A 26,286-nucleotide genomic window follows, 5' to 3' on the forward strand; every position below is an offset into this window, starting at 1 on the left:
TGCCATGTTCAAGTGATAAATGCAACTGGCCAAGTTGATTTTAATTTTTCTTTTGGACTAATGTAGCCAAACTTTCTTAATCTTCGATTATTGATTAATTTTCCATTTCCCTGATCCTCTTTTCGCTTATCAAATTCAAGTATGTTTTCTTGGGTAAAAACCTTCTTATGAGTCCGATCATGTTCTCTACCGTCCCTTTTTCCTGCGAGGTATAGGGTCTAGTGAAGAATGTTTTGACATTGTGCTTTTTAGTAATTTCCCAGTGCCCTGCAAATTCTTTTCCATTGTCAAAGGTCATTGTCTTAATCCAGGTTTTCCCTATCCTTGATATTCGGTCATTTATTTTCTTCTGGACAACCTTGGGATCTTTGCTTTCCAAAAAATCCGGAGTGGTGATCAAGGTAGTTCTATCTGTCATTACTAATAGGGGAGGAGCCGTGGTCTTTCCCCATCATCAAGTCCACCTCCACATTACCCCAAACATTCCTGGTGGGACGGTTTTCTATTGATACCCGGTCCCGTATGACTCCTCTGATGTTCTTATAGTTGCCGGGTTTAAACCTTCTCCTGCCATTCCTTAAATAGCAGTAGTAGTCTTTATTGTGAAGATCCTCCTTGCGGTTGCTTTTCTTGCAATCCCAGATCCATTGATAAATACATTCAAGGGATACGTCTTATATGCCCATTAATTTCCATTCGACAGCAATCAGTTCCGTGCTTAACTGTTGCTTGCTCAACCAACCAGCCGCCTGCTCTTTGAGTGTATCGGTCAACTTGATGAATTTATATTTTGTCTCGTGCTTACGGTGTGTTTTACTCTGGGCCAGGCGCGGAATATAGCTGCCGGCGTGCTGCCCACGCTTTCCAGTATTCCTTTTCAGCTCAAAGCATACTGAACCTTTGTGAACACCAATTATATCGGCTATCTCACTTTTTTCTTCCCTGTTCCCAACAAAGCACCAATTTGGTATCTTTATTCTTGACTACGTTGTTTAAATTTTTTCTTCACAAATCAAATTTAGCACTTGGCTAATCATTGGGGGCTTGCCCCCAATGATTTTAATTTAAGTTGCATTTATGTGTTGAACTTAGATAATCGCTAAAATACGATTTGTATATTTGTGAGATGAACGAAAACCTGGACCCAACCGGAGAAAATTTCACTCCTGAAGAACTCGATATAGAAAGAGCTTTACGCCCGCTTAGTTTCGACGATTTTGCAGGACAGGATCAGGTGCTCGAAAATCTGAAGGTTTTTGTGAAAGCTGCAAATCTACGTGGAGAGGCTTTAGATCATACTTTGTTTCATGGGCCTCCCGGACTGGGTAAAACCACGCTGGCCTATATCCTTGCCAACGAGTTGAATGTTGGTATTAAAGTCACCTCCGGCCCGGTAGTAGATAAACCAGGGGATCTTGCTGGTCTTCTTACCAACCTGGAAGAACGGGATGTGCTTTTTATCGATGAAATCCATCGATTAAGTCCAATCGTTGAAGAATATCTCTATTCTGCCATGGAGGATTATAAAATAGATATCATGATCGAGTCCGGGCCTAATGCCCGTACAGTTCAAATCAATTTAAATCCATTTACTCTTATAGGTGCCACCACCCGTTCTGGATTGTTAACCGCTCCAATGCGTGCCAGGTTTGGTATTTCCAGCAGACTTCAATACTATACTACAGAATTGCTCTCAGATATCGTTCAGCGAAGTTCTGAAATCCTGAAAGTTCCTATTTCTTTGGATGCCGCGATAGAGATAGCCGGCAGGAGTAGGGGGACACCCCGAATTGCAAACGCATTGTTGCGCAGAGTTCGGGATTTTGCTCAAATTAAAGGAAATGGCAAGATAGATATGGAAATCGCGAAATATGGTCTTAAAGCCCTTAATGTTGATGCTCATGGATTGGATGAAATGGATAATAAGATTCTTATCACTATCATAGATAAATTTAAGGGTGGGCCTGTTGGACTATCAACGCTTGCAACTGCGGTAAGTGAAAATGCAGAAACCATAGAGGAGGTGTATGAGCCTTTCTTAATCCAGCAGGGATTTATTTATCGAACCCCGCGTGGACGTGAAGTTACCGAAGCTGCCTATAAACATTTAGGCAGGGTAAAGGGGAATACTCAGGGTGGCTTATTTTAATTCATTTTATTCGATTTAATTAAATGGCAAATAAAAATTTTCCTTCGGTTTCTATGTTTCGGTTTTTTGCCAATTCAGGCAGCATTCTCAAAAACCCATTACCCTTTCATCATGAGAATTTTGAGAAACTGGGAGATACATTTCAATTGAATATTGGACCCGGGAAATCAGTTGTCTTCTCCCGCGATGCAGGTTTTGCACAATATGCCCTTCAGAAAAATCAAAAGAATTATAAAAAGTCCACGATTCAAACAGTAGATTTGGCGAAGTATGTAGGGAAAGGCCTGTTAACTTCAGAAGGTGAACATTGGAGGAAACAGCGTAAACTCATTCAGCCCGCTTTTCATAAAAAGCAATTGATGCAGTTGCTGGAAACCATTCAGGCAGCTATTCTTACCGAACTGGGAAAAATTGAAACGAAAGGGCCAATGGATATTTTCCCCATTTTTAACGATCTGGCTTTTCAAACTGTTGTTAAATCCCTATTCAGTAGCGCTGTGGGAGAAAGCGAGATCTCCCGACTTCAATATATTACCGAAGCTGCCCAAAAAATGCTGGTAAAAGAACTGCGTCAACCTTATTTAGGATGGTGGTTTCAGCTGGGTGGAAGTATAAAACATCATGTTGGACTGACTCAAGAGGCCAGAGAAATTTTAAAAACCCTTGTGGCAAAGCGAAAAAATAGTGGGGTTCGGGAAGGTGATCTTTTGGATATGCTTTTGGATGCCAGGTACGAAGATGGCAATGCTATGGAAGAAGAACAGCTTATAGATGAAATCCTGATTCTCTTTACAGCAGGACATGAAACCACCTCAAATGCCCTAACTTTTACAGCGGAACTTCTGGCCAGAGACCCTCAATCTCAGGATAAAATTGCAGAAGAAGTCGAAAGGGCATCTCAGGAAACTACCGGTTTATTTGAATTTATTCAGGCTTGTCCTTATACAAAAAACGTTATTGAAGAATCTATGCGTCTTTATCCACCTGCTTATTTTATAGATAGGGTGAATATAGAAGACGATGAATTTGAAGGAATGTTTATCCCAAAAGGTTCCAATTTGTTATTTTCAATGCATGAGATCCATAGACACAGTGATTTGTGGGAAGATCCAGATCGTTTTATGCCGGAGCGTTTTGCCGAAGGAAATGCACAAAAACATTCTGCATATTATTTCCCGTTTGGTGCCGGCCCCAGGATGTGTATTGGGAATAATTTTGCGATGTATGAGATGATATTGGCAATCGCAGAACTTGTTTCCAGATACAAGATCTCTCCAAATTCTATTCCAATACAAATCCTGCCGCTCATAACTTTAAAGCCAAAGCATGCGATTCTTAAGTTTGAATTGAGATAGCCAGGACATTATCAAATTTTTTTCATTATATTTAAGTTGCTGTAATTCAAATTATTATATTAATTAATATTTGTGTCATGCCAATTTATATGGATTATCATATTTTGGACGAGGTTACCATAGAACAGGTTAAGCAAGCCCATTTGATCGACAAAAAGACCCAGGATAAGTATAATGTCAAATACCACCAATTCTGGGTGAATGAAAAAGCAGGCACAGTCTTCTGTCTTATAGAAGGACCTAATGCGGATGCGTGCGAGCAGGTCCACAGGGAAGCTCATGGAGATGTGTCTTGCAATATTATCGAAGTTGAAGCAGGTCTGATGGATTTGTTCATGGGAAAAACCCATAGTGTTGCTCACGGAGTTGTTTACAATAGAGATGGCAGTATAGATTCTGGGTTTAGATACTTGTTAGTAATCGATATTGTGGGGAAAACAAATTTATTGAATCATGACCATATTCAACAATTCTCTCTTCTAGGAATACAGAGGAAATATACCTATAGTGAAATTCAGTTATTTGAAGGTCACGAAATCAAAAACCTTAGCGATGATAGTATTATTGCCGTTTTTAAAGATGTCAACAAAGCACTGGAGTGTGCGGTAAAACTTCAAAACGGTTTTGCAACACGAATAGAACAAGGTGAGTGGGATGTTGAATTTAGAATGGGGTTAGGGGATGGACAACCAGTTACAATGAAAGAGGGATTTTTCGAAGAAGCCGTAGATTTTTCCAAACACCTGAGTTTAATCTCTGATGATGGGACAATCACTATTTCCAACAACGTTCAAAAACTATCTGATTTTAATAAGATTTGTGGTGCCAACGAAAAGATTAGGATAGTATCCGAAAGACAAAGGGATTTTGCAGAAAACTTCTTTAAACATACTCAAATTCATTTAGCGGATTCAAATTTTTCGATCATCTCATTAAGTGCCGAACTTGGAGTTAGCCGAACTCAACTCTATCGCAAAACCATGGCCCTTACAGGGCGTTCTCCAGTAAGTTTTATTAGGGATATTAAAATGCACAAAGCCCGCAATCTAATAAAGAGGGAAAGTTTAAATATCTGTGAAATTGCTTTGGAAGTAGGCTATAACAACCCCTCCTACTTCTCTAAATGCTTTCTTGATCGCTTTGGGATAGTGCCTTCTAAAATTTTATAGGTAGGATTCCCTTTTTCAAAAAGCTCTTCTTTTGCTTTAGCGGGTGGAATAGAATCAATTATCTTCTCTTTCTATTTTCAAAATTTCCCATTGAATAAACCACGAATTTATTAGATAATGCATCATTTGTTGCATTTAAAGAATCATTTCTGGTTGAAGCGGCATTTCTATATCGATAGCTTTGTATCTATAAACTAATTACCAACCATTTTTAAACCACCATAATATGGAAACTGCAATCTCACAATTAAAAGGGGTTATCAATGGCAGCATTGTTTTGCCTTCGGATTCTAACTACGATGAAACCAGATCTGTCTATAATGGTATGATCGATAAAAAGCCCGCGATTATAGTAAAATGCAAAAGTACAGAAGACGTTGTAAAAGCCATCAAACACGCCAAAAACAATAATCTGGAAATTGCTATAAGAAGTGGTGGCCATCACGGGGCAGGATTGTGTCTAGTGGACGATGGATTAGTCATCGATTTATCCGATATGAAGAAATTGGATATCGATGCCAAATCCAAAACGGCAATTATCGAATCTGGCAATACCTTACAAGATGTTGATGCGGCTACCTATCCTTACGGACTCGCATTGCCCAGTGGTATAATAGGCACAACGGGAATCGGAGGAATTACACTGGGAGGTGGTATTGGCTATCTTACGAGAAAAGGTGGATTGACGATTGATAATTTACTTGAGTGTGAAGTGGTACTTGCCAATGGTGAAATAGTAACTGCCAATAAGCAAACTAACCCGGATCTTTTTTGGGCGCTGAAAGGTGGAGGTGGAAATTTTGGAGTCGTTGTCTCATTTAAATTTAAACTTATAGAGGTTAAGAATGTATATGGGGGACCAATGTTTTGGCCTATTGAAAAAGCCAGGGAGGCGATAAAATTTTATAGTGAATATACTAAAAACGCTTCCAATGATTTATATGGATTTTTTGCCTTTTTAATTGTTCCCGCGGCAGAACCTTTTCCGAAAAATTTATGGAATAAAAATGTTTGCGGTGTTGTTTGGAATTATACCGGACCAAGAGAAAAAGCCGAAGATATTTTTGAACCGATACGGGAATTTGGCCCACCCATTCTCGATTTTGTTGGGGAGATTCCTATGAAGGATTTGAATGGAATGTTCGATGCGCTTTATCCGCCTGGTTACCAATGGTACTGGAGAGCACATTATATAAAGGAATTGACAGAAGAATCAATCGATGTGAATTTAGAATATGGATCGAAAGTGCCTACGATGCATTCAACTACACATTTATATCCTGTTGATGGAGCTGCCCACAATTTTAAAAATAATGAAACTGCATGGGCGTATAGAGATGCCCGGTGGGTCCAGGTTATTGTAGGGGTAGATCCAGATCCCGACAAAGCGGATAAGGTAACCAACTGGTGTAAAAACTATTTTGACGCTTTAAAGCCTTACGCTATGGGTGGATCCTATGTGAATATGATGATGGATGAGGGACAGGAAAGAGTGAAAGCTTCCTACAAGGAGAACTATGAACGTTTGACAAAAATTAAGGGTAAATATGATCCTAAAAATATTTTTCATATAAATCAAAATATTAAGCCAGCGTACTTGCGATAGAAATAAGTGGTTTTAAATTTTAAAACTACTACTGATGCGTTAATAATTAGTTGTCAAATAAATTTTTTTGTTCATTGAAATTTTGATTTGAAAATTCTTCTGTAAGCAATTCTTTTATGGAGGATTTATCCATCGCCGATATACTTAGTATTTGTATGATCTCATATATGGATAGGCTGCTGCGTAACGAATGTTTTATGTGAGCTACGATTAAGTAAGTGCAAATTGCCATCCATACGTGGATGTTTACTGCATTTTCAGAATGCCCCCATAGTTTTTTTATGGTCAGGTTTTGTTTTATCCACTTGAAGAACACCTCTATTTGCCACCTGTTTCTATACAGTTTTGTTATCTCTAGAGCGGACACTTCTTGATTGTTGGTCAAGAAGTACAATGTAATATCTTTCTCTACATCGTGGTATTCTACCAACCTAAGTGGCTCTGGATATAACCTTTTGGATTTATATCCATTGAGCAGTATGGTCTTGTCACTTTTTAAACCTGTCACGGGGTTTATATTGTAATTCTGGCCAGTGACCGTGTAGTCCATATTGGATTTGGCCCTTGAGATAAAAGAAGCCCCTGCAAGATGTATGCGGTAGAGCGCTTCAAAGTCTATATAAGCTTTGTCCATCAGATAGATTGCTCCTGATACCGGCACCAATACATCCAGTACGTTACTGTCGTGGTATTTCCCATCGGTGATCAACACAAAAGATGGTATGCTACCCCTGAGATCGAGCAGGGTATGGATCTTTACGGCTCCCCGGGAATACTTTCCCGGCGCCCATTGAAAAAGGACAAGGCTAAGGGAGATCGTGGTCGAGTCCAACGCAAAAACCTCATTTTCCAACCTGATGTTGGGTATGGGATGATCGGTGTACAGAGGACGCACCTGACCGATCAAGTATTCTCCAAAGTCTGCGAATATCCTCCAGTCCCTACCCTCATTGGCACGGGACAATGAGGACTGATTGACATAACCGTTCATTCCCAAATGATATAGCTTGCTTTTGTGTGCCCTGAGGCAGGTAGCGATGTCCCTTAGGGAATTGCGGGAGGTCAACTGGCCAAAAAACAACTGAACGAACTGATTCCAACAATTGAAATCACGGGTTCTGTAGTCGCCATTGTACCGTTTTACGCACTTCCCGAACTCATACCTGTTCACATAGTCCAGTGTTTGGGCAAAAACGTATTTTCCAGAATTCATAGCGGTCTAGTTTTAGACTACTAAGCTAGAATTCATTTCAAATCAAAAAATCAAAGAACGCTTTCAAAATCCCCTGGATAGAGGTTTTAGTTGAAAAATAAAAAAGTTAACGCATCACTAGTATTTTAAAACCTGAAATAGAATTTAATATAAAAACAAGAATATTAACCATCTAAATATATTTATTATGAAAACAAATCTAGCATTAACAGTAATTCTAACATCCCTTTTATTTTTATATGGGTGTTCAGATAATGAGGACAGTCTCGCAGAATCAGAATTGGTTTCCCAGGTTTCATCTTCATCTAAAATGTCATCTGCATCCAAAGGTTCCTCAGCAACTTCCCAAACTTTTCCCCAGGCACAGCAAGAGGTACTAGAAACTTGGGAAGCTATTGTCCAAAGTGTTAAAGAGGGCGATCTTGACAAGCTTATTTCTTTCCATTCATATGGTCCCAAGTTTACTGAATTCAAAAACGGAGAACTAAGAAATGGTGGTGAGGCAAATGAAGCTCATGAACGTGCGGTTTTTGGTTCTGTCACAGAAGTAGTAAAACTTGAAGCATTAGATATGCAAATTGCTGTATATTATGGGAATGTAGCTAATGTAACCTTTCACTCCGATTTTCATTTAATGTTTGGAGAAGATCTTGTTATTGTTAGAGAGCAAACTTCTTTATTATTCGTCAAAACAAAAGGTGAATGGAAAATCGTTGCCGAGCATCATTCTCCATTGAATCAATAATTGGCTACCAAAGCATGTAAAAGTAATAGTGATTTGATCTTTAATTCAAATCGCTATTACTTTTGCACAAGTCTGTTGGCGTTCAACATGCAGATTGCTTCATTGCATTCGCAATGACATACATCATTACTTTTAAGACGCCTCTTTATTGTGCATCGGAAAAAATAAAAGATAATTGTACTTTAGTGATTAGCTAAAGTATAATGGCCACAAAAAATAATCATACCCAACTCATAAAAACCGAAGCCATGCGCCTCGGTTTTATGTCTTGTGGGATCTCCAAAGCCGAATTTCTTGAGACAGAAGCTCCAAGATTAGAAAGCTGGCTAAAGCGGAATATGCATGGCGAAATGAGCTATATGGAGAATCATTTCGACATAAGACTGGATCCAACAAAATTAGTTGATGGCTCTAAAAGTGTGATCTCCTTCTTGCTTAATTATTATCCTTCACAATTTCAAAAAGCAGATTCTTACAAGATCAGCAAATATGCGTATGGCACCGATTATCATTTTGTAATTAAAGAGAAACTGAAGCAATTACTTCAATTTATTCAGCAAGAAATAGGGGAAGTAAAGGGTAGGGCATTTGTAGATTCTGCTCCTGTGCTGGATAAAGCTTGGGCTGCAAAAAGCGGACTTGGATGGATTGGAAAAAATTCGAATTTACTTACCAAACAGGTGGGTTCCTTTTATTTCATTGCAGAATTGATTGTAGATCTGGAACTGGAATATGACACTCCTGTCACTGACCACTGCGGAAGTTGTACCGCCTGTATAGATGCCTGCCCAACGCAGGCAATTGTAGATCCTTATAAAGTAGATGGAAGTAAATGCATTTCGTATTTCACTATCGAACTAAAAGAAGAGTTGCCAACTTCTGTAAATGGGCAATTTGATGACTGGATGTTTGGCTGTGATATTTGCCAGGATGTTTGTCCCTGGAATAAATTTTCAAAACCTCATAATGAACCTCTTTTCAACCCTCATACGGATTTGCTGGGGATGAACAAAAAAGACTGGCAGGAGATCACCAAAGAAATTTTCAGCGAAATTTTTAAAAAATCGGCTGTAAAAAGAACAAAATTTGAAGGATTGAAGCGAAATCTTCGTTTTTTGGAGGATTGAAATGTTCTTTTTAATTTTTATTTAGTAGTTTTCCGGGATAAAGGAATTAATTAAACGGTATAGGTGAAAGTAAAATATGATGAAGAGCAAAGGCTCATAGAGATCGATGATAATTTTGGAAGGAATAACTGGACTCTTAAATTTGTGTTGATCCTAAATATTGTCAATGGTGGTTTTAATTTAGTTCAATCTTTCCTTACCGGCTTTAACTGGTTTTCTGTGATGTGGGTTTCGATAAGCCTAATTTCCGTTTTTATTCTATTGTTCTTGATCTTCAAAAAGACTTCTCAAAGCAGCATAAAAACCAAAGATATTGACTGGTTTTTGCAAAAGGAATTTTTTGGCAAAAAAAGTTTTAAACTTAAGCTGAAGAATGGGAAAGTAAGAGATTTGTTGAATTTGAAAAAGCAATCGGAAGTCGAAGAATTAAAAAAGTTATTTGAGGGAGCAGGAATACCTTCAAAATAAATAAAGCACCATAAAACTAAATTCTCATAGATTGTTAAAAGCAAAAATTGTTATTTTTCTCTCTGCATATTTTTGGTGTACATCAATTTTTTCTCAGGAAACCATACTTCTGAAGGGGAAAATTACCGCAGATTCCTTAGATGGTTCTTCTATTCATATAATTAACTTAACAAGACAAACCGGGACAACAAATTCAGTTTCAGGAGATTTTGAGATCCAGGTAGCTGTAAATGATATTCTGAAATTTTCTTCGGTACAGTATGATATTGTGGAGGTAAAGATTTCTGAAGAAATTTTTGAACGGAAATATTTGCAAGTTGAATTGTTGTTAGATTTAAACGAATTGGGTGAGGTTTTGATAAGCAATATCAATTTGACGGGGAATCTTGAGCAGGACCTTCAAAAAATGGAAGTTTTTAATCAGGCAGATGTAGGTTTTCCATTTTCAAATAAACCAGCACAAAGCTTGATGGCCAGAAAATTTAACTCTTCCACAAATTCACCATTAATCCTCTTGATCAACACGCTCAACGGAAGGATAAAAATGCTGAAGAAGGCCAAAGAGAATTTTAAATTCGATGCTAAGGTGGACAAGGGCATCGAGATTGTTACAACTGAATTTTTTGTCGAAGAACTCGGGATACCTGAGGAGGAAATCCTGAATTTCGTTTATTTCTGCGCAGAAAGCCCTGGCTTCAGCGAAATCATTACCGCAGGAAAACATCTTGACCTGTTGGCAAATTATTATAAAAATGCTCCAATTTTTCTAAAACAGTTGAAGGAGAAAATTCGGGATTAAATGCTTTTCTCATTATTTTACTATAGAATTAAAGGAAGCGTTGCCAGCTTCTTTGAAGGGGCAATAAGATGATTGGATGTTTGGCTGTGATATTTGCAAGAATGTTTGTCCCAGGAATAAGTTTTCAAAATCTCATAATGAACCTTTGTTCAACCCGCATGAAGATTTGATGGAGATGAACAAAAAGGATTGTCAGAACTCATCAAAGAAACTTTAGATGAGATCTTCCGGAAATCTGCAGTGAAAAGAACAAAATTTGAAGGATTAAAGAGGAATATTCACTTTTTGAAAGACTAGTCTAAAATATTTATTTTTAAAAACTGTAATAAATTTCATCTTTCCGTCACTAAATAAGTAAAAGAAGCTTTGAGTAAAGATTTCTATACCCAGTTCATTTTGCCTTATGCCGGAATTATCATTAAGATTTGCCGTGCGTATACCGACAGTGAGGAAGATTTTCAGGATTATTATCAAGAAGTTTGTCTTCAGTTATGGAAGAGTCGGGAGAATTTTAAAGGTGATTCCAAATGGTCTACATGGGTCTACCGAATTTCTTTAAATGTTTCACTCTCTTTACTTAAGAAGGATAAAAAAGTAAATAAGAAAAGTGTTGAATTGCCTAATCTCGATGCTGGTGCACCACAGGACCCGAATCCCTTCAATGACGAATCGCTCAAACTTCTTTATCTGGCCATAAAAGAACTTTCCGAGCTGGACAGGGCAATCATACTTCTTTACTTAGAAGAGAATTCGTACCAGGAAATAGCCGAAATCATGGGGTTATCGCCAAATAATATCGGAGTTAAAATTACTCGAATTAAGAAAAAACTAAAAACATTACTTGATGGAAAGATCTATTGAAAATATATGGAAAGAAGGTTTTGAATCTAATAAAAGTTTCAAATTACCATTAGTTAAGGATCTCTATACTAGGAAATCCAAGTTGATAATTGATAATATCAAGTCCACATCTAAATGGGATAACATTAGTCTTATTCCAATGGCTGTAGTTTTATTTGGACTATTTACTTATTTAGATAAGGTTTTGTTAGGATTCTATGTGGGTGTTATACTGGTTTTATTATTTTTTCTGAATAAAAGAATGATGAAGAAACTCGATCAATTTAATCCTAGCTCGAACACGTACCAATATTTAATTAATTATTATTCTCAATTAAAAACTGTTCAGAAGTTTTATACAAAATTATTGGCCATAGGAGTTCCAATTTTTATAATTCCGGCATACTGGATCTATTTTCAGGAAACCCCTATGATGTCTGGTTTTATGGGTTTAGAAATCTATATCCAAATTCTTATAGTAACAGCCATTGCTATACTATTATCTGGGTTAGGGGTGCTTAGTTACAAACTAAGTACTCATTTAGTCTATGGCAAATTAATAACCAGGATTGAGGAAATTATCAATGATATGGAAGAGTTAATGAAAATATAGCTGTAATTCTATTCAATCTGCTTTTTGATAAATATCAAGCTTAAAGTATTTGATATTTATATACCCAAAAAAAGTAAAGCTTACTACCTTTGTGACTAAGCCAAAAACAGTATCATGAGCAAGGAAAGTAAAAGAAGAGAAGCCCTGGTGTATCACGCAAAACCAAAACCGGGGAAAATAGAAGTTGTACCTACCAAAAAATATGCAACCCAGCGGGATTTATCACTGGCTTATTCCCCGGGAGTTGCAATTCCCTGTTTGGAAATAGAAAAAGATAAAGAGAACGTTTATAAATATACAGCAAAGGGAAATCTGGTTGCCGTTATTTCCAATGGTACTGCTGTATTGGGACTTGGTGACATTGGTCCCTTAGCTTCAAAACCGGTGATGGAAGGAAAAGGGCTGCTTTTCAAGATATTTGCAGATATTGATGTTTTTGATATTGAAGTAGACACCAAGGATATAGATGCTTTTGTGGAGACGGTTAAAAATATTGCACCAACTTTTGGAGGGATTAATCTTGAAGATATAAAAGCTCCGGAAGCTTTTGAGATTGAGCGACGGCTTAAAGAGGAACTCGATATTCCGGTAATGCATGATGATCAACATGGGACAGCGATCATTTCGGCTGCAGCCCTGCTTAATGCACTGGAACTTGCAAAGAAAAAGATAGATAAAGTTAAAATAGTTATAAGCGGTGCCGGCGCGGCAGCTGTTTCCTGTACCAAGTTATATAAAGCCTTTGGTGCAAAGTCTGAAAACATTGTGATGCTGGACAGTAAAGGGGTCATAAGAGCAGATAGGCAAAATCTTTCAGTGGAAAAGCTGGAATTCGCCACAAAAAGAAAAATTGATACCCTGAAAGAAGCGATGAAAGATGCCGATGTTTTTGTAGGTCTTTCTATTGCCGATATTGTTGATGTGCCTATGCTTAAGAGTATGGCAAAAAGGCCTATTGTGTTTGCCATGGCCAATCCAGATCCCGAGATAGAATACAATCTGGCGGTTTCTGCCCGTAAGGACCTCATTATGGCTACAGGAAGGAGCGATCATCCTAATCAGGTAAACAACGTACTGGGGTTTCCATATATTTTTAGAGGTGCTTTAGATGTAAGGGCAACAAAGATCAATGAAGAGATGAAGATGGCGGCTGTGAAAGCCCTGGCTTCCCTGGCAAAAGAACATGTTCCGGAACAAGTAAATATCGCTTACGGTGAAACCAAACTTAATTATGGACCTGAATATATTATTCCGAAGCCTTTTGATCCAAGGTTGATCTCAAAAGTTCCTCCCGCGGTGGCTAAAGCCGCTATGGAAAGTGGGGTTGCCAGGATACAGATAACAGACTGGGAACGATACGAAGAGGAATTGATGGAAAGAATGGGGAATGATAATAAAATTTCCCGACTTCTTATGAACAGGGCAAAAATGAACCCTAAACGTATCGTTTTTGCTGAAGCAGATCATCTGGATGTGTTGAAAGCAGCACAAATAGTCCAGGAAGAAGGAATAGGAGTACCAATATTACTGGGAAGAAGGGATGTAATCATGGAATTGATGCAGGAAATCGATTTTGACCATGAACAGGTTACCATAATAGATCCCAAATCGGATGAAGAGAAATTAAAGCGCGAAACCTATGCAGATGTTTACTGGCTTTCCAGAAACCGCAAAGGTGTTACTAAATTTGATGCTCAAAACCTGATGCGCGAGCGAAATTATTTTGCTGCAATGATGGTTAATGAAGGGGATGCAGATGCTTTATTATCTGGATATTCAAGAGCGTATCCAAGTGTGGTGAAGCCAATGCTGGAACTTATTGGGATGGCAAAAGGAATAGACCGTGTTGCGGCTACCAACCTTATGAACACCTCCCGGGGCCCTTTATTTATAAGTGATACTTCCATAAATATAGATCCCTCTGCAACAGACCTTGCTAAAATTGCTGTTATGACTGCTAAAACGGTGAGATTATTTGGGATGGAACCGGTGATAGGAATGATCTCTTATGCCAACTTTGGCTCTTCAAAAAACGAACGGGCACGCAAAGTAAAAGAGGCTGTAGCAATTTTGCACAGGTCGCATCCGGAGTTGATCGTTGATGGTGAACTTCAAATAGATTTCGCCCTGAATAAAGAAATGCTTCAGAAAAAATTCCCTTTTTCCAAACTGGTGGGTAAAAAGGTAAATACGCTTATTTATCCAAATCTTGAGGCTGCCAACGGAACTTATAAATTAATTAAGGAACTTAATAAATCAGACTCTATCGGTCCAATTATGATGGGAATGAAGAAGCCGGTTCATATACTTCAATTAGGTGCAAGTGTAGAGGAGATGGTTAATATGGCTGCGGTTGCAGTTGTAGATGCCCAGGAAAAGGAAAAGCGTGCTGCGCTGGAGAAATAACATGTGATGGAAAGCACTAATATTCTTGAGGCTTTGGTTAATTTTACTACATTTGAAATCAATCAGGAAAAAAATTTATGATTCATCATTTAAAGGGGCAACTTATTGAAAAAAATCCTACTAACATTGTAATAGAGTGCAATGGGGTAGGATATTTTATTCATATTTCCTTGCACACCTTCTCGTTGCTTTCATCAGCTTCAGAAGCCATCCGTATTTTTACTCACTTACAGGTTAAGGAGGATTCTCAAACGCTTTTTGGATTCATGGAAAAATCTGAAAGGGAACTGTTCAGGTTATTGATATCTGTATCGGGTGTTGGGGCAAGCACTGCACGAACGATGCTTTCTTCCATTGAACCCAGGCAAATCATGGAAGCAATTGCCTCCGGAGATACCGCTAAAGTGCAAAGCATTAAAGGAATTGGAGCCAAGACCGCTCAAAGAATAATTCTGGATTTAAAAGATAAAATTTTAAAGGTTTTTGGGGAAGGGGAAGTTTTTGTTTCCCAAAGCAATACAAATAAGGAAGAAGCGTTATCAGCTTTAGAGACCTTAGGTTTTGCCCGTAAACCGGCTGAGAAAGTTATTGACCGAATAATGAAAGAGACCACAGACCCTACCGTGGAAACGATTATCAAGCTGGCTTTAAAAAATTTATAATTACATTGTTAAACAACCTTGAGGAATAAAGACTTGAAATTGAGTTACTGTTTTCGGCTTTGTGTCTTCTGTTTATTAGCTTTTCCCTCCAATTTAATTGCCCAGGATGAGCCCGTAGTACAGGATTCAGTCCGAACCGGTTATGCAACGGGTACGCTTTCATTACCAAATCCAAACAGCATTGTTGCTGCTTATGAATATGATCCGATTTTAGATAGATATATCTATACCGAAACTCTTGGCACCTATAACCTTTCTATCCCCCTTATTTTAACTTCTGAAGAATACCAGGAATTGGTGATTCAGGAGGAGATCCGAAATTATTTTAAACAGAAAAATAATGCAATTGCAGAGAACAGGGACCCGGATCCTGATGCCCAACGTGATGCACTACCGGGTTATTACGTGAATTCCAGCTTTTTCGAGAATATTTTTGGCGGTCGGGAGATTGAAGTTGTGCCCCAGGGTAGCGTAGCCATGGATCTTGGATTGTTATATACAAAACAGGATAACCCAGCATTTTCACCCCGGAACAGAAGTAATCTTACGTTTGATTTTGACCAGCGTATTCAGCTTAGCTTACTTGGAAATGTAGGAACTAAATTAAAGGTAATCGCAAATTACGATACCGAATCCACTTTTGATTTTCAAAACCAGTTGAGGTTGGAATACACCCCAAATGAAGATGATATTATTCAGAAAATAGAGGTTGGAAATGTAAATATGCCACTTAATAGTGCACTAATTCAGGGTGCTCAAAGCCTTTTTGGCTTTAAAACCGAATTGCAATTCGGGAAAACAAGAATCACTGGAGTTTTTTCTGAACAAAAGTCCCAGCGAAGAACTGTGAATGTGGAAGGAGGAGCCACTATTGAAGAATTTGAAAAGTTCGCGATAGATTATGACCAGGACCGGCACTTTTTTCTCGCTCATTATTTCCGGGATACCTATGACCGGTCTTTAGAAAATTATCCTTTTGTAAACTCGAATATTCAAATACAGCGCATCCAGGTATGGGTGACTAACCGTACCAATAACATTCAGAATTTAAACGATACCCGAAATATTGTAGGGATTCAGGATCTTGGAGAATCCAATACGCCGGGGAATATACGCCTTGATAATCCTCCTGCCGGATTTTTTAACAGACCTCCTGGCGCTTTTCCCAATAATACCAACAATGACTTTAACCCCTTTGGTATAAATGGCCCCGGGGAATCTATCTTAACTCCGGCAATACGGGATATCTCTACGGTCCAAAATGGATTCGGTGGTTTGCCGGTTTCAGAGGGATCCGACTATGCCAAACTGGAAAATGCACGTCAGCTTAAATCAAATGAATTTATCCTTCATCCTCGCCTGGGTTATATTAGTTTAAACCAAAGATTGAGCAATGATGAAGTACTGGCGGTAGCTTTTCAATATACCCTTAACGGGCAGGTGTATCAGGTTGGAGAATTTGCTAATGACGGTATAGATGCTAATATAGAAGGAGGAGCTGATGGTATTAGGGTAAACCAGAACCTGGTTGTGAAATTATTAAAAAGCACGCTTACCAATGTCAATGAGCCTATTTGGGATTTGATGATGAAAAATATTTATGGGCTGGGTGCATTCCAATTGGAACGCGATGATTTCAGGCTGAATATTCTCTATACAGATCCGCAACCCCTCAATTATATCACTGCTGCCGAAGATGGCAATCTTCCTTTGCCTGAAGATGTTGAACAAACTACCTTGCTTAGGGTATTTAATTTGGACAGGCTCAACAACAATAATGATCCTGTTAATGGAGGTGATGGTTTCTTTGATTACGTTCCGGGAATAACTATAGATCCACAAAACGGACTAGTAATTTTTACCACTGTGGAGCCTTTTGGGGAGCATTTGTTCAAAAAACTTGATAATACACCTAATACCGGAGGTGAAGATTACAACCTTCCGGAAACCTATAATCCCAATCAGAAGAAATATGTTTTCAGGGAGTTATACAGGACCACTAAAATTCAGGCGGAGCAGGAAGCAGCAGATAAAAATAAATTTCAGCTAAAAGGAAGATATAAATCTGCCAATGTAGAAGGGATCCCTATTGGGTTCAATCTTCCACAGGGTTCTGTAACCGTTACTGCAGGAGGACGGGTTTTACAGGAAGGGGTAGATTATGTGGTGAATTATCAACTGGGGCGTGTTCAAATTATAGATGATGCCCTTTTAGCTTCAGATATTCCAATACAAATCAATACCGAGAACAATGCTTTGTTTGGACAACAATCTAAGCGATTCATGGGGATTAATGTAGAACATTTGTTTAGTGATAAATTGCTGGTAGGAGGTACTTTTTTGAGTCTTAAGGAGCGACCGCTTACCCAAAAAGCAAACTATGGATATGAACCAGTAAATAATTCTATTTATGGATTGAATGCATCTTATAATACGGATGTTCCATTTTTAACGCGACTTGTAAATAAGCTTCCAAATATAGATACAGATGTTCCTTCAAACATATCGGTGAGAGGAGAATTTGCTTATTTGCAACCGGGAACTCCGCAGGTAAGTGATTTTGGCGAAAAGGCAACCACGTATATCGATGATTTTGAATCCTCCCAAACTTCCATTTCTATCAATAATCCTTTAGGCTGGGAGCTTTCAAGTGTACCCTTGGGTTTTGGAGGAGAGCTCGCCAATGGCGATCTGGCATCTGGTTATAAACGCGCAAAAATGTGGTGGTACACCATAGACCCCATTTTTTACAGCAGCCAGCGACCGGATGGAATTTCAGATTCAGACCTCTCGAGTTTTGCTTCCAGAAGGGTTTTTCTCGATGAAATATTTCCTAATACAGATGTTGTTCAAGGCCAGCCGCAGGTTATTTTCACTATGGATGTCACCTTTGATCCTTCTGAAAGGGGTGCTTATAATTACAATCCTTCTGCTGCAGGAGGAAGTTCCTTAAATAACCCTAAGGAGAATTTTGGGGGTATATCCAGAGCGATAAGTTCTACCAATTTTGAACAATCCAATGTGGAGTTTATTCAGTTCTGGGTAATGGATCCTTATATCTATCCAGAAAATGCTGGAAATTCAGGGGGAAAAATCACCTTTAACCTTGGGAATATTTCTGAAGATGTTTTAAAGGACGGGAGGAAGCAATATGAAAATGGCCTTCCGCAGGATGGATCTACATCAAATACAATTAGCACTGCTTTTGGACGCGTGCCGGCCGACCAGTCCTTGATTTATGCTTTTAATACAGATGGCCAGGAAAGAATTAATCAGGATGTGGGTTTTGATGGATTAAATGATGCCGACGAAGCACAGCAATTCCCGAATTTTGCAAACCTGAATGATCCTTCAGCAGATAATTATCAATATTTTTTAAACACCACCGGAAGCATAGTAGACCGTTATCGGAATTATAATGGAACCGATGGAAACTCTCCGCCGGAATTGGGTGCAACAAACCGCGGTAATAATACCCTTCCAACCACCGAAGATCTCAATCGGGATAATACGATGAATACCGTAAACAGCTATTTTGAATACGATATTGATATATTCCCCGGGATGAATATCGATAACAACCCTTATATTACAGATGTAAAGGAGAGTATGGCTCCACTTCCCAATGGACAGGAAATCCCGGTGAGATGGGTGCAATTTAAAGTGCCGATTTTTGAACCTACCGGATCCAAGGGAGGAATAGCTGATTTTAGGTCTATTCGATTCATGCGCCTGGTTTTAAGTGATTTTGAACGACGAACAGTTTTGAGATTTGGAACCATGGATCTTGTTCGTGGGGATTACAGGAGGTATAACCGAAGCCTGGACCCCGAAAATCCTGGACAGCCGGTGCAGGAAGGAACTTTATTTGAAGTTTCTGCCGTAAATATAGAAGAGAATGAAAACCGGGAGCCAATACCTTATGTGCTTCCTCCGGGCGTAATTAGGGAAGAGCTTTTCAATAACAATACAAATATCAGGCAAAACGAGCAATCTCTTTCTTTAAGAGTGTGCGGGCTGGAGCCACAGGATGCACGCGCGGTCTATAAGAATTTTCAGGTGGATATGCGTCAATATAAAAACCTCGAGATGTTCCTTCATGCCGAATCTTTGGTGAATCAAATTCAGCTTAAAGATGGACAATTGATCGCTTTTATACGAATGGGAACCGATTTTACCGAGAATTATTATCAAATTGAAATCCCGCTTACCGCTACTATGTTTGGAGCGGCCTCAGCAGATGAGATTTGGCCAGAATCCAACAGATTGTTGCTACCCCTGGACCTGTTACAAAAAGTAAAAACAAAGGTGTTGGGAGATCCCTCTTTCAGGCCAACTGAGGTGAATTATTTTGATGAGGAATTAAATCCTGCAGATCCCGATGATCCATATCAAATAGGCCAGTTGCGCATAGGTGTAAAAGGGAACCCGAGTTTTGGGAATATCCGTTTATTGATGCTGGGGGTAAAAAATGGTTCTCCCTCTAATACCGCTTCCGATATTTGTGGAGAGGTTTGGTTCAATGAACTTCGCTTAACAGATCTTGATAGTGAAGGTGGCTGGGCCTCCATTTTAAATATGGATGCCAATGTTGCCGATTTTGCTACAGTTTCTGGAACAGGAAGAATAAGCACGATTGGTTTTGGAAGTTTAGAACAGGGACCAAATCAGCGCAGCAGGGAAGATTTTCAGCAATATGATGTGGTCACCAATATCAATGCGGGCCAGTTGTTACCTCAAAAATGGGGAATTAAAATACCGTTTAATTATAGCAGGGGAGAAGAGCTGGTTACTCCAAAATACGATCAGCAATACCTGGATCTGGAATTAAAAACAAGACTTGATGGGATTACGGATGCCGCCGAAAAAGCCAGGGTAAAAGAACAATCGGAGATTTACACCAAAAGGCAAAGTGTGAATGTTATAGGCCTAAGAAAAGAACGCACTGGCGACCAAAAACCGATGCCTTATGATATTGAGAATTTCACGATTTCAACTTCCTATAATCAAATAGACCATCGGGATTTTGAAATTGATGAATCTTTAAGTCAGAATGTTCGGGTGGGAGCAACCTATGATTATAATTTTGCGCCACTTTCCATAGAGCCATTAAAAAATATTCCGGCATTAGACAGTAGTTTGTATTATCAAATATTCAAGGATATTAATATCAATCCATTGCCAAGCAATATTTCTTTTGGCTCGAATATTTTTAGACAGTATAATGAGCAAAAATTCAGAGAACTGGATCTAACGGAGAATGACATAGGTATTCCCACTTTATATCAACGTAATTTCTTGTTTGACTGGCAATACCGGGTGAATTACAATTTGACAAAATCCCTTCAGTTCAGTTTCGATGCTTCAAATAACCGGGTAATTCGAAATTATATAGGCGAAAATAATTTTGTAGATAACAGCATTGGGATTTGGGATGAGTTTTTTGAAGTTGGAACACCAAATCAGCATTTTCAAACATTACAGTTAAATTATGAATTGCCACTTGCAAAGATCCCGGTCCTTGAGTTCGTAAAAGCCACGTATTCATATAAAGGAGATTTTCAATGGCAACGGGGATCGGAAGTTTTTAAAAGCCTGGAAGGCATTCCTGATCTTGGAAATTCTATTCAAAATTCCAGCGTTCACCAAATTAATGCTGGAATGGATATGCAAAAGTTGTATGATTATTTCAAGCTTGTTCCCAGAAAAAGCACTCCTTCCGGTATTAAGCAGCGCAGCGCAGCAGTCCCAACCCTGGATCCAGATACACCTACAAAGCCTGCAACAGGACCAGAGGTAAGTCGTGGAGATAAAAGCTACAATACCATGATAGGAATTGTTACCGGAATTAAAAGGCTTCAGGTTAATTACAGGGAAAATAAGGGGATCTTTTTGCCAGGTTATACCCAGAGTATTGGGTTTATGGGGACTTTGCGTCCTACAACGGGATTTACATTGGGAAGACAACAGGATGTTCGGGATCTTGCTGCCCGCAATGGCTGGTTAACACTTTATCAGGAATTTAATCAACAATATACCGCTGTAAAGAACAAGCAGCTGGATATTCAGGCTTCTATGAGTTTTATTCCGGATCTAACTATAGACCTTACCGCAGGAAGAATTTATTCGGAAACTTTTTCTGAAAATTACAGAGTAGATCCAACTTCCCTTCAGTATGAATCCCTGAGTCCTTATAATTTTGGGAATTTCAATATTTCCACCATTCTTATAAGTTCTGCTTTTGATGCCAATGACCAGGAGTTTTCAGAAACCTTTGAAAGTTTCAGAGAAAACAGGCTGGAGGTTGCCCGCAGGCTCGCAACTGAAAATGGAAGGGATCCTAATATTGTGGATGAAGAAGGTTACCCAATTGGGTACGGGAAAAGCAATCAGGCGGTATTATTGCCTGCATTTTTAGCCGCTTATTCGGGGCAGGATGCTGCTTCGGTAAAACTTGGTGCTTTCCGTAATTTCCCACTTCCTAACTGGGAAATAAAATATACTGGATTCATGAGAATGGATTGGTTTAAAAAGAATTTCAGAAGATTTTCGCTAACTCACGGGTACAGGGCAGGATATACAATTAATCAGTTTCAAACCAACCTGGATTATAATCCTCAAAATCCATTCGAAATCAACCAGACAAATAATTTTAAGAACCCTATGCTTTTTTCCAATATCAATCTTACGGAAATGTTTAGCCCGTTAATGCGAATTGATTTGGAAACCAATGATGCGATACGGGTTTTGGCTGAGATAAGGAAAGACAGGGCGCTATCGCTTAGTTTTGATAATAACTTGCTTACAGAAATTAAAGGGAATGAATATATTCTGGGATTGGGATATCGATTAAAAGATTTGAAGATCGTCACCAATTTTGGAGGCAGAAGCAGGGTTCTCAGCAGTGACTTAAATTTTAAAGCCGATGTTGCTTACAGAAAAAATATCAACATTATAAGATATCTCGATCTTGAAAGCAGTCAGGTTATAGCCGGGCAGGATCTTTGGGCAGTTAATTTTACTGCAGATTATGCCTTGTCCAAGAACCTTACAGCACTCGTTTATTATGACCATACCTTCTCTGAATATGCGGTTTCCACTGCATTTCCTCAAACAACCATAAGGTCTGGGGTTACCCTTCGATATAATTTTGGAAATTAATGACAGACTGCTTGACAAAAACCAATAATAAATTAACTTTGTGATCTTATAAAATTAAAATTTATGAATATTCCACAAGAATTAAAGTATACCAAAGATCACGAATGGGTGAAAATTGATGGTGATGTAGCTACGGTTGGAGTTACAGATTTCGCCCAGGGAGAACTTGGCGATATTGTTTACGTTGAAGTAGAAACCGTAGGGGAAACCCTGGAGCGGGAAGAGGTTTTTGGAACCGTAGAGGCTGTAAAAACAGTTTCCGATCTATTTTCACCTCTTTCAGGAGAAGTGATTGAGTTTAATAATAGCCTTGAAGATGCTCCTGAAAAGGTAAATTCTGATCCCTATGGAGAAGGCTGGATGGTGAAAATTAAGATTGCCGATCAAAATGAAATCTCAGGACTTATGAGTCCGGAGGATTATAAAGCTCTCATTGGCAGCTAAATTAGCTTTACTTTTAGCGATTGTTTATACAATTGCCTTAACCGTAGCATCTCTAATACAATTAGGTGATTTATCTGTAGGCGCCTTTAGTCCTACAGATAAAATGCTTCATACGGGCGCTAGTTTCGTTTTAGCCCTGGTTTGGATGTTGTTTTATTTACTAAGAATGGAGCAAAAAAAGAATTATGTTCCCGCATTTCTTGTTATTTCTGTTTTGGTAATAATTTTTGGTATATTAATTGAGGTCTTACAGGGTGTATTAACAACGTATCGTCAGCCCGATTGGGCTGATGTTGTGGCAAATAGCATTGGTGTTTTACTCGCTTTATCTTTAAGTTTTTTCTTTAAGAAATTCTTAATTAAGCTAAAACACAAGATTAATTTATTTTTATGAAAAAAATTTTTACATTAGCAACCCTTATTAATCAATAAAGAATTATGGAACCCAAGAAAAATCCCAAAGCCGATTTAACGAAAAGAAGTGTCCTCTTTCTGCAGTTGGGTCTAATTTTAGTCCTTTTAATCACGTATGTCTCTATTGAGTGGAAAACGTATGATAAAGACGCAATAGATCAAGGCCAGTTAGATCTGGGAGATCTGGATGATGAAGAAATCCCAATTACGGAACTGCTTAATACGCCACCACCACCACCACCACCGCCACCTGCGCCGGAAATTATTGAGGTTGTAGAAGATGAGGAAGAAGTAGAGGAAACTATTATTGAATCTACGGAGACCAATCAGGAAGAGATCGTAGAGGTTCGTGAGATCGTTGAAGCTCCTGTTGAGGATGAAATTGCGGATGTTCCTTTTGCTGTTATTGAAAACGTGCCTATTTTTCCAGGATGTGAAAATCTTCCTAACAATGATGCACGTAAAAAGTGTATGAGTGAGAAAGTTCAGGAATTTGTGAATAGAAAATTCAATACAGACCTTGGAAGCCAGTTAGGTTTAAGTGGTGTTAACAGGATAATCGTTCAATTTAAAATAGATAAAAGCGGAAATATTACCGACGTGCGTTCCCGTGCCCCTCACCCAAGACTGGAGCAGGAAGCCGCAAGAGTAATAAACTCGTTGCCTAAAATGCAACCAGGTAAGCAACGTGGGAAACCGGTAGGGGTTATGTACTCTTTACCTATTGTATTCCAGGTGCAGGATTAACACAAGAAAATATTTTTTAAATTCCCAAATCGCCAGTCGGTTTGGGAATTTTTCTTTTTGGTCATTTTTATGAAACATCAAAAAAATTGGTATCTTTCCGCTTGATGAACCCAAGTCCATTACCCCTCCGGCTATGAAGTATATTGGAAGCTTCCTTTTATTTTTTGTGATTTTTCCGGGTTGGTCTCAGGTGGAAATTTCCAAATTTGAAACCTATCCCGTTTTTCCCGAGTGTCAAAACGCCGAATTTCAGTCGGAAGAAGTTTGCTTTAAAAATACGCTTCGAACTTTTATACTTCAAAACTTTCAGGTGCCTGAAAAGGTTTCTGAAGAAAATTATAGCGGAGAAATTTATGTGCTCTTTGAAGTTACCCGTGAAGGTAATTTCAAAGTGCTTTATGTAGATGCCATCTATTCAGAATTAAAGGTTGAAATTGAAAGGGTTTTTGGGTTATTGCCAAAAATTGAGCCTGGTACTTACAATACAAAGCCAACGTATGTGCAATTCCGGATGCCCCTAAAGATTCCAATGAGCCTAAATACAACAGTTGAGGTGGATACAGAAACCCCGGTTACAGTAGCTGGGAATGACAGGTTGGTCGAGTCACCTAGCGATAAAAATGTTTTGGAGGAATATGATGCAATTGTCTCTAAACCTTTTAAAGACAATGTGAATTCCAGTAATTTAAATATTCCATTATCGCACGAACGATATAGCAGGTTTGATGCAGAGATCAACCGAATTGGAACGAATAGTCATACCGCGACAAAACCTTTTATATACAGTGAAGTTGCTAAATATTATGATTTTGACCAGGAGCAACGTGAACTTCAAAAGAATACTACCACATGGTTGGGTAGAAAATTATGGAATGAACACCTGGTGGAGTTTCAGGGACCCAATTACTGGTTTACCGGGGATATTGTGCTGGACTTGCAAATTGGGAAAGATTTTCAAAGTGATTTTGATTTTACCTACAACAATACTCGGGGAGCAATTTTTCAGGGAGGTTTAGGGGATAATTTGAACTTTTATACGGTTGTTTTTGAGAGTCAGGGGCGTTTTGCCGACTACTATAACCGCTATGCAGAAAGTATTGCCCCCTTTATGGGAAGTGGGGTTGCAATAATACCTGGACGGGGAATCGCCAAAGAATTTATGGATGGGGGGTTTGATTATCCAGTTGCCGAAGGCTACCTGTCGTATAGCCCCAACGAATTTTTTGATCTCCAATTTGGACATGGAAATAATTTTATTGGTGATGGGTATCGTTCCCTCCTTATGAGTGATAATGCAAGCCCTCACCCGTATTTTAAATTAAATACAACTTTTTGGAAATTAAAGTATACCAATACCTGGATGTCTCTTAGAGATGTAAGGGAGGAAGTAGCAGCAGAAGGTTCGTACCGCGCAAAGTATATGGCAAACCATTACCTGAGCATTAATTTAACCAGAAGACTCAATATTGGGGTGTTTGAATCGGTAATTTGGCAAAATGATAATGGACGGGGGTTTGATGTGAATTACCTCAATCCTGTAATTTTTTACCGTTCCATAGAATTTTCTACAGGAGCCAGGGGAGGAAATGCACTTATTGGGATTACGGGAAAATATAAAGTAAGCGATCGGGTAAATATTTATGGTCAATGGATCATAGATGAATTTTCTTCAGTAGACGTTTTTGGAGGCGACCAAAGCTGGAAAAATAAACTTGGCTTTCAGTTGGGTGCGAAATATTTTGATGCATTTAATATTCCAGACCTATATCTTCAGGCAGAGTATAACCAGGTGCGTCCATATACCTATTCCCATAATTCCGTAGTGCTTAATTACGGTCATAACAATCAGTCCATGGCCCATTTATGGGGTGCAAATTTTAGGGAATTTATAGCAATTGCAAGATACCGGCACAACCGATGGTACGGAAGTGCAAAACTTATTCTGGGTGAGCGTGGGTTTGATTTTAATACTGAAAAAGATGATGCCTATTACGGTGGCGGAATCTACAGAAGCGAGCGTGACAGACCTTTTGAAAATGGGGTTAAAATAGGGCAGGGAAATACAACCACTTCACTATTTACAGAAGTAGAAACAGGATATATAATAAATCCTGTTACCAATTTAAAAATATTTGGAAGTTTGATTTACCGAAATTTCGATCCTATGGAAAACACCACACAAAATTTTAAAAGCAATACCCTCTGGCTGAATATAGGCTTGAGAACCGATATTTTTAACTGGTACTTTGACAATTGATTTCACCGTTGAGTTTATTTTCCCGATTCCCACCCAACCCCTTTGGGAAGATTTCATCGAAAAAATGGAAAATTCTTCCTTTACCATACCTCTTGGGCCTGCTTCGGGCTA

At 38.7% G+C, this 26,286-nt stretch carries 18 protein-coding genes and 2 pseudogenes; 18 read left to right on the forward strand and 2 right to left on the reverse strand.

Annotation, left to right across the window (positions count from 1 at the left end; genetic code table 11):
* Nucleotides 1–8: 8 nt before the first annotated feature.
* Nucleotides 9–964: pseudogene (locus tag GILLI_RS19255) on the reverse strand (IS30 family transposase).
* A 162-nt stretch (nt 965–1,126) separates the two neighbouring features.
* Here GILLI_RS19255 and ruvB point away from each other — a divergent pair.
* The 4 genes from ruvB to GILLI_RS13140 all read left to right on the forward strand — a co-directional run bounded on the left by ruvB (nt 1,127) and on the right by GILLI_RS13140 (nt 6,279).
* Nucleotides 1,127–2,149 carry a Holliday junction branch migration DNA helicase RuvB gene (gene ruvB / locus GILLI_RS13125; RefSeq protein ID WP_040506650.1) on the forward strand — a complete coding sequence of 341 codons (1,023 nt, stop codon included), beginning with the start codon at nt 1,127–1,129 and terminating at the stop codon, nt 2,147–2,149.
* A gap of 23 nt (nt 2,150–2,172) precedes the next feature.
* Entirely contained in the window at nt 2,173–3,504 is a 1,332-nt protein-coding gene (locus GILLI_RS13130) for a cytochrome P450 (protein WP_006989602.1), read from the forward strand.
* Between the two features lie 77 nt (nt 3,505–3,581).
* Entirely contained in the window at nt 3,582–4,673 is a 1,092-nt protein-coding gene (locus tag GILLI_RS13135; RefSeq protein ID WP_006989603.1) for a nickel-binding protein, read from the forward strand.
* Nucleotides 4,674–4,899: 226 nt separating this feature from the next.
* Nucleotides 4,900–6,279 carry an FAD-binding oxidoreductase gene (locus GILLI_RS13140; protein ID WP_006989604.1) on the forward strand — a complete coding sequence of 460 codons (1,380 nt, stop codon included), beginning with the start codon at nt 4,900–4,902 and terminating at the stop codon, nt 6,277–6,279.
* A gap of 46 nt (nt 6,280–6,325) precedes the next feature.
* Here the strand turns inward: GILLI_RS13140 and GILLI_RS13145 are convergent, their stop codons facing one another.
* Nucleotides 6,326–7,492: an IS4 family transposase gene (locus GILLI_RS13145; protein ID WP_006987510.1), complete on the reverse strand. Its 1,167-nt coding sequence runs from the start codon at nt 7,490–7,492 to the stop codon at nt 6,326–6,328.
* Nucleotides 7,493–7,679: 187 nt separating this feature from the next.
* Here GILLI_RS13145 and GILLI_RS13150 point away from each other — a divergent pair, with 187 nt between their 5' ends.
* From GILLI_RS13150 to GILLI_RS13210, 14 genes and pseudogenes are all read left to right on the forward strand, one after another.
* Nucleotides 7,680–8,237 carry a YybH family protein gene (locus GILLI_RS13150; RefSeq protein ID WP_006989605.1) on the forward strand — a complete coding sequence of 186 codons (558 nt, stop codon included), beginning with the start codon at nt 7,680–7,682 and terminating at the stop codon, nt 8,235–8,237.
* A gap of 203 nt (nt 8,238–8,440) precedes the next feature.
* Complete coding sequence (gene queG / locus GILLI_RS13155; RefSeq protein ID WP_006989606.1) at nt 8,441–9,364, forward strand: tRNA epoxyqueuosine(34) reductase QueG; 924 nt, start codon at nt 8,441–8,443, stop codon at nt 9,362–9,364.
* A gap of 63 nt (nt 9,365–9,427) precedes the next feature.
* Complete coding sequence (locus tag GILLI_RS13160; RefSeq protein WP_006989607.1) at nt 9,428–9,832, forward strand: hypothetical protein; 405 nt, start codon at nt 9,428–9,430, stop codon at nt 9,830–9,832.
* A gap of 31 nt (nt 9,833–9,863) precedes the next feature.
* Nucleotides 9,864–10,631 (forward strand): hypothetical protein, encoded by a 768-nt coding sequence (locus GILLI_RS13165; protein WP_006989608.1) that lies wholly within the window; start codon nt 9,864–9,866, stop codon nt 10,629–10,631.
* A pseudogene (locus GILLI_RS18950) lies at nt 10,624–10,928 on the forward strand (tRNA epoxyqueuosine(34) reductase QueG); the annotation flags it as partial. The gene GILLI_RS13165 and the pseudogene GILLI_RS18950, both read left to right, overlap by 8 nt.
* A gap of 69 nt (nt 10,929–10,997) precedes the next feature.
* Nucleotides 10,998–11,492, forward strand: coding sequence for an RNA polymerase sigma factor (locus GILLI_RS13170; protein ID WP_006989609.1), 495 nt, complete (start codon nt 10,998–11,000; stop codon nt 11,490–11,492).
* A complete protein-coding gene (locus GILLI_RS13175) occupies nt 11,476–12,084 on the forward strand; it encodes a hypothetical protein (RefSeq protein WP_006989610.1) in 609 nt (202 codons plus the stop codon). Before GILLI_RS13170 ends, GILLI_RS13175 begins: the two co-directional genes overlap by 17 nt.
* Nucleotides 12,085–12,198: 114 nt before the next feature.
* Nucleotides 12,199–14,490: an NADP-dependent malic enzyme gene (locus GILLI_RS13180; protein ID WP_006989611.1), complete on the forward strand. Its 2,292-nt coding sequence runs from the start codon at nt 12,199–12,201 to the stop codon at nt 14,488–14,490.
* A 77-nt stretch (nt 14,491–14,567) separates the two neighbouring features.
* Nucleotides 14,568–15,152 carry a Holliday junction branch migration protein RuvA gene (gene ruvA / locus GILLI_RS13185; protein ID WP_006989612.1) on the forward strand — a complete coding sequence of 195 codons (585 nt, stop codon included), beginning with the start codon at nt 14,568–14,570 and terminating at the stop codon, nt 15,150–15,152.
* Between the two features lie 39 nt (nt 15,153–15,191).
* Entirely contained in the window at nt 15,192–22,313 is a 7,122-nt protein-coding gene (gene sov / locus GILLI_RS13190) for a T9SS outer membrane translocon Sov/SprA (protein ID WP_006989613.1), read from the forward strand.
* Nucleotides 22,314–22,376: 63 nt separating this feature from the next.
* Nucleotides 22,377–22,757 carry a glycine cleavage system protein GcvH gene (gcvH, locus tag GILLI_RS13195; RefSeq protein ID WP_006989614.1) on the forward strand — a complete coding sequence of 127 codons (381 nt, stop codon included), beginning with the start codon at nt 22,377–22,379 and terminating at the stop codon, nt 22,755–22,757.
* On the forward strand, nt 22,747–23,151 hold the full coding sequence (locus GILLI_RS13200) for a VanZ family protein (protein WP_006989615.1): 405 nt from the start codon (nt 22,747–22,749) through the stop codon (nt 23,149–23,151). Before gcvH ends, GILLI_RS13200 begins: the two co-directional genes overlap by 11 nt.
* Nucleotides 23,152–23,195: 44 nt before the next feature.
* Nucleotides 23,196–23,918 (forward strand): energy transducer TonB, encoded by a 723-nt coding sequence (locus GILLI_RS13205; protein ID WP_006989616.1) that lies wholly within the window; start codon nt 23,196–23,198, stop codon nt 23,916–23,918.
* 133 nt (nt 23,919–24,051) lie between these two features.
* Nucleotides 24,052–26,175, forward strand: coding sequence for a hypothetical protein (locus tag GILLI_RS13210; RefSeq protein ID WP_006989617.1), 2,124 nt, complete (start codon nt 24,052–24,054; stop codon nt 26,173–26,175).
* Nucleotides 26,176–26,286: the final 111 nt, after the last annotated feature.

The sequence above is a fragment of the Gillisia limnaea DSM 15749 genome, from assembly GCF_000243235.1.
In the GTDB taxonomy this organism is placed as follows: domain Bacteria; phylum Bacteroidota; class Bacteroidia; order Flavobacteriales; family Flavobacteriaceae; genus Gillisia; species Gillisia limnaea.

What these genes read in the sequence shown, in the direction of transcription:
- GILLI_RS13140 (WP_006989604.1), top strand. Translation starts at nt 4,900, where the DNA reads ATGGAAACTGCAATCTCACAATTAAAAGGGGTTATCAATGGCAGCATT.
- GILLI_RS13180 (WP_006989611.1), top strand. Translation starts at nt 12,199, where the DNA reads ATGAGCAAGGAAAGTAAAAGAAGAGAAGCCCTGGTGTATCACGCAAAA.
- queG (WP_006989606.1), top strand. Translation starts at nt 8,441, where the DNA reads ATGGCCACAAAAAATAATCATACCCAACTCATAAAAACCGAAGCCATG.
- gcvH (WP_006989614.1), top strand. Translation starts at nt 22,377, where the DNA reads ATGAATATTCCACAAGAATTAAAGTATACCAAAGATCACGAATGGGTG.
- GILLI_RS13145 (WP_006987510.1), bottom strand. Translation starts at nt 7,492, where the DNA reads ATGAATTCTGGAAAATACGTTTTTGCCCAAACACTGGACTATGTGAAC.
- ruvB (WP_040506650.1), top strand. Translation starts at nt 1,127, where the DNA reads ATGAACGAAAACCTGGACCCAACCGGAGAAAATTTCACTCCTGAAGAA.
- GILLI_RS13150 (WP_006989605.1), top strand. Translation starts at nt 7,680, where the DNA reads ATGAAAACAAATCTAGCATTAACAGTAATTCTAACATCCCTTTTATTT.
- GILLI_RS13210 (WP_006989617.1), top strand. Translation starts at nt 24,052, where the DNA reads ATGAAGTATATTGGAAGCTTCCTTTTATTTTTTGTGATTTTTCCGGGT.
- ruvA (WP_006989612.1), top strand. Translation starts at nt 14,568, where the DNA reads ATGATTCATCATTTAAAGGGGCAACTTATTGAAAAAAATCCTACTAAC.
- GILLI_RS13130 (WP_006989602.1), top strand. Translation starts at nt 2,173, where the DNA reads ATGGCAAATAAAAATTTTCCTTCGGTTTCTATGTTTCGGTTTTTTGCC.
- GILLI_RS13175 (WP_006989610.1), top strand. Translation starts at nt 11,476, where the DNA reads ATGGAAAGATCTATTGAAAATATATGGAAAGAAGGTTTTGAATCTAAT.
- GILLI_RS13135 (WP_006989603.1), top strand. Translation starts at nt 3,582, where the DNA reads ATGCCAATTTATATGGATTATCATATTTTGGACGAGGTTACCATAGAA.
- GILLI_RS13205 (WP_006989616.1), top strand. Translation starts at nt 23,196, where the DNA reads ATGGAACCCAAGAAAAATCCCAAAGCCGATTTAACGAAAAGAAGTGTC.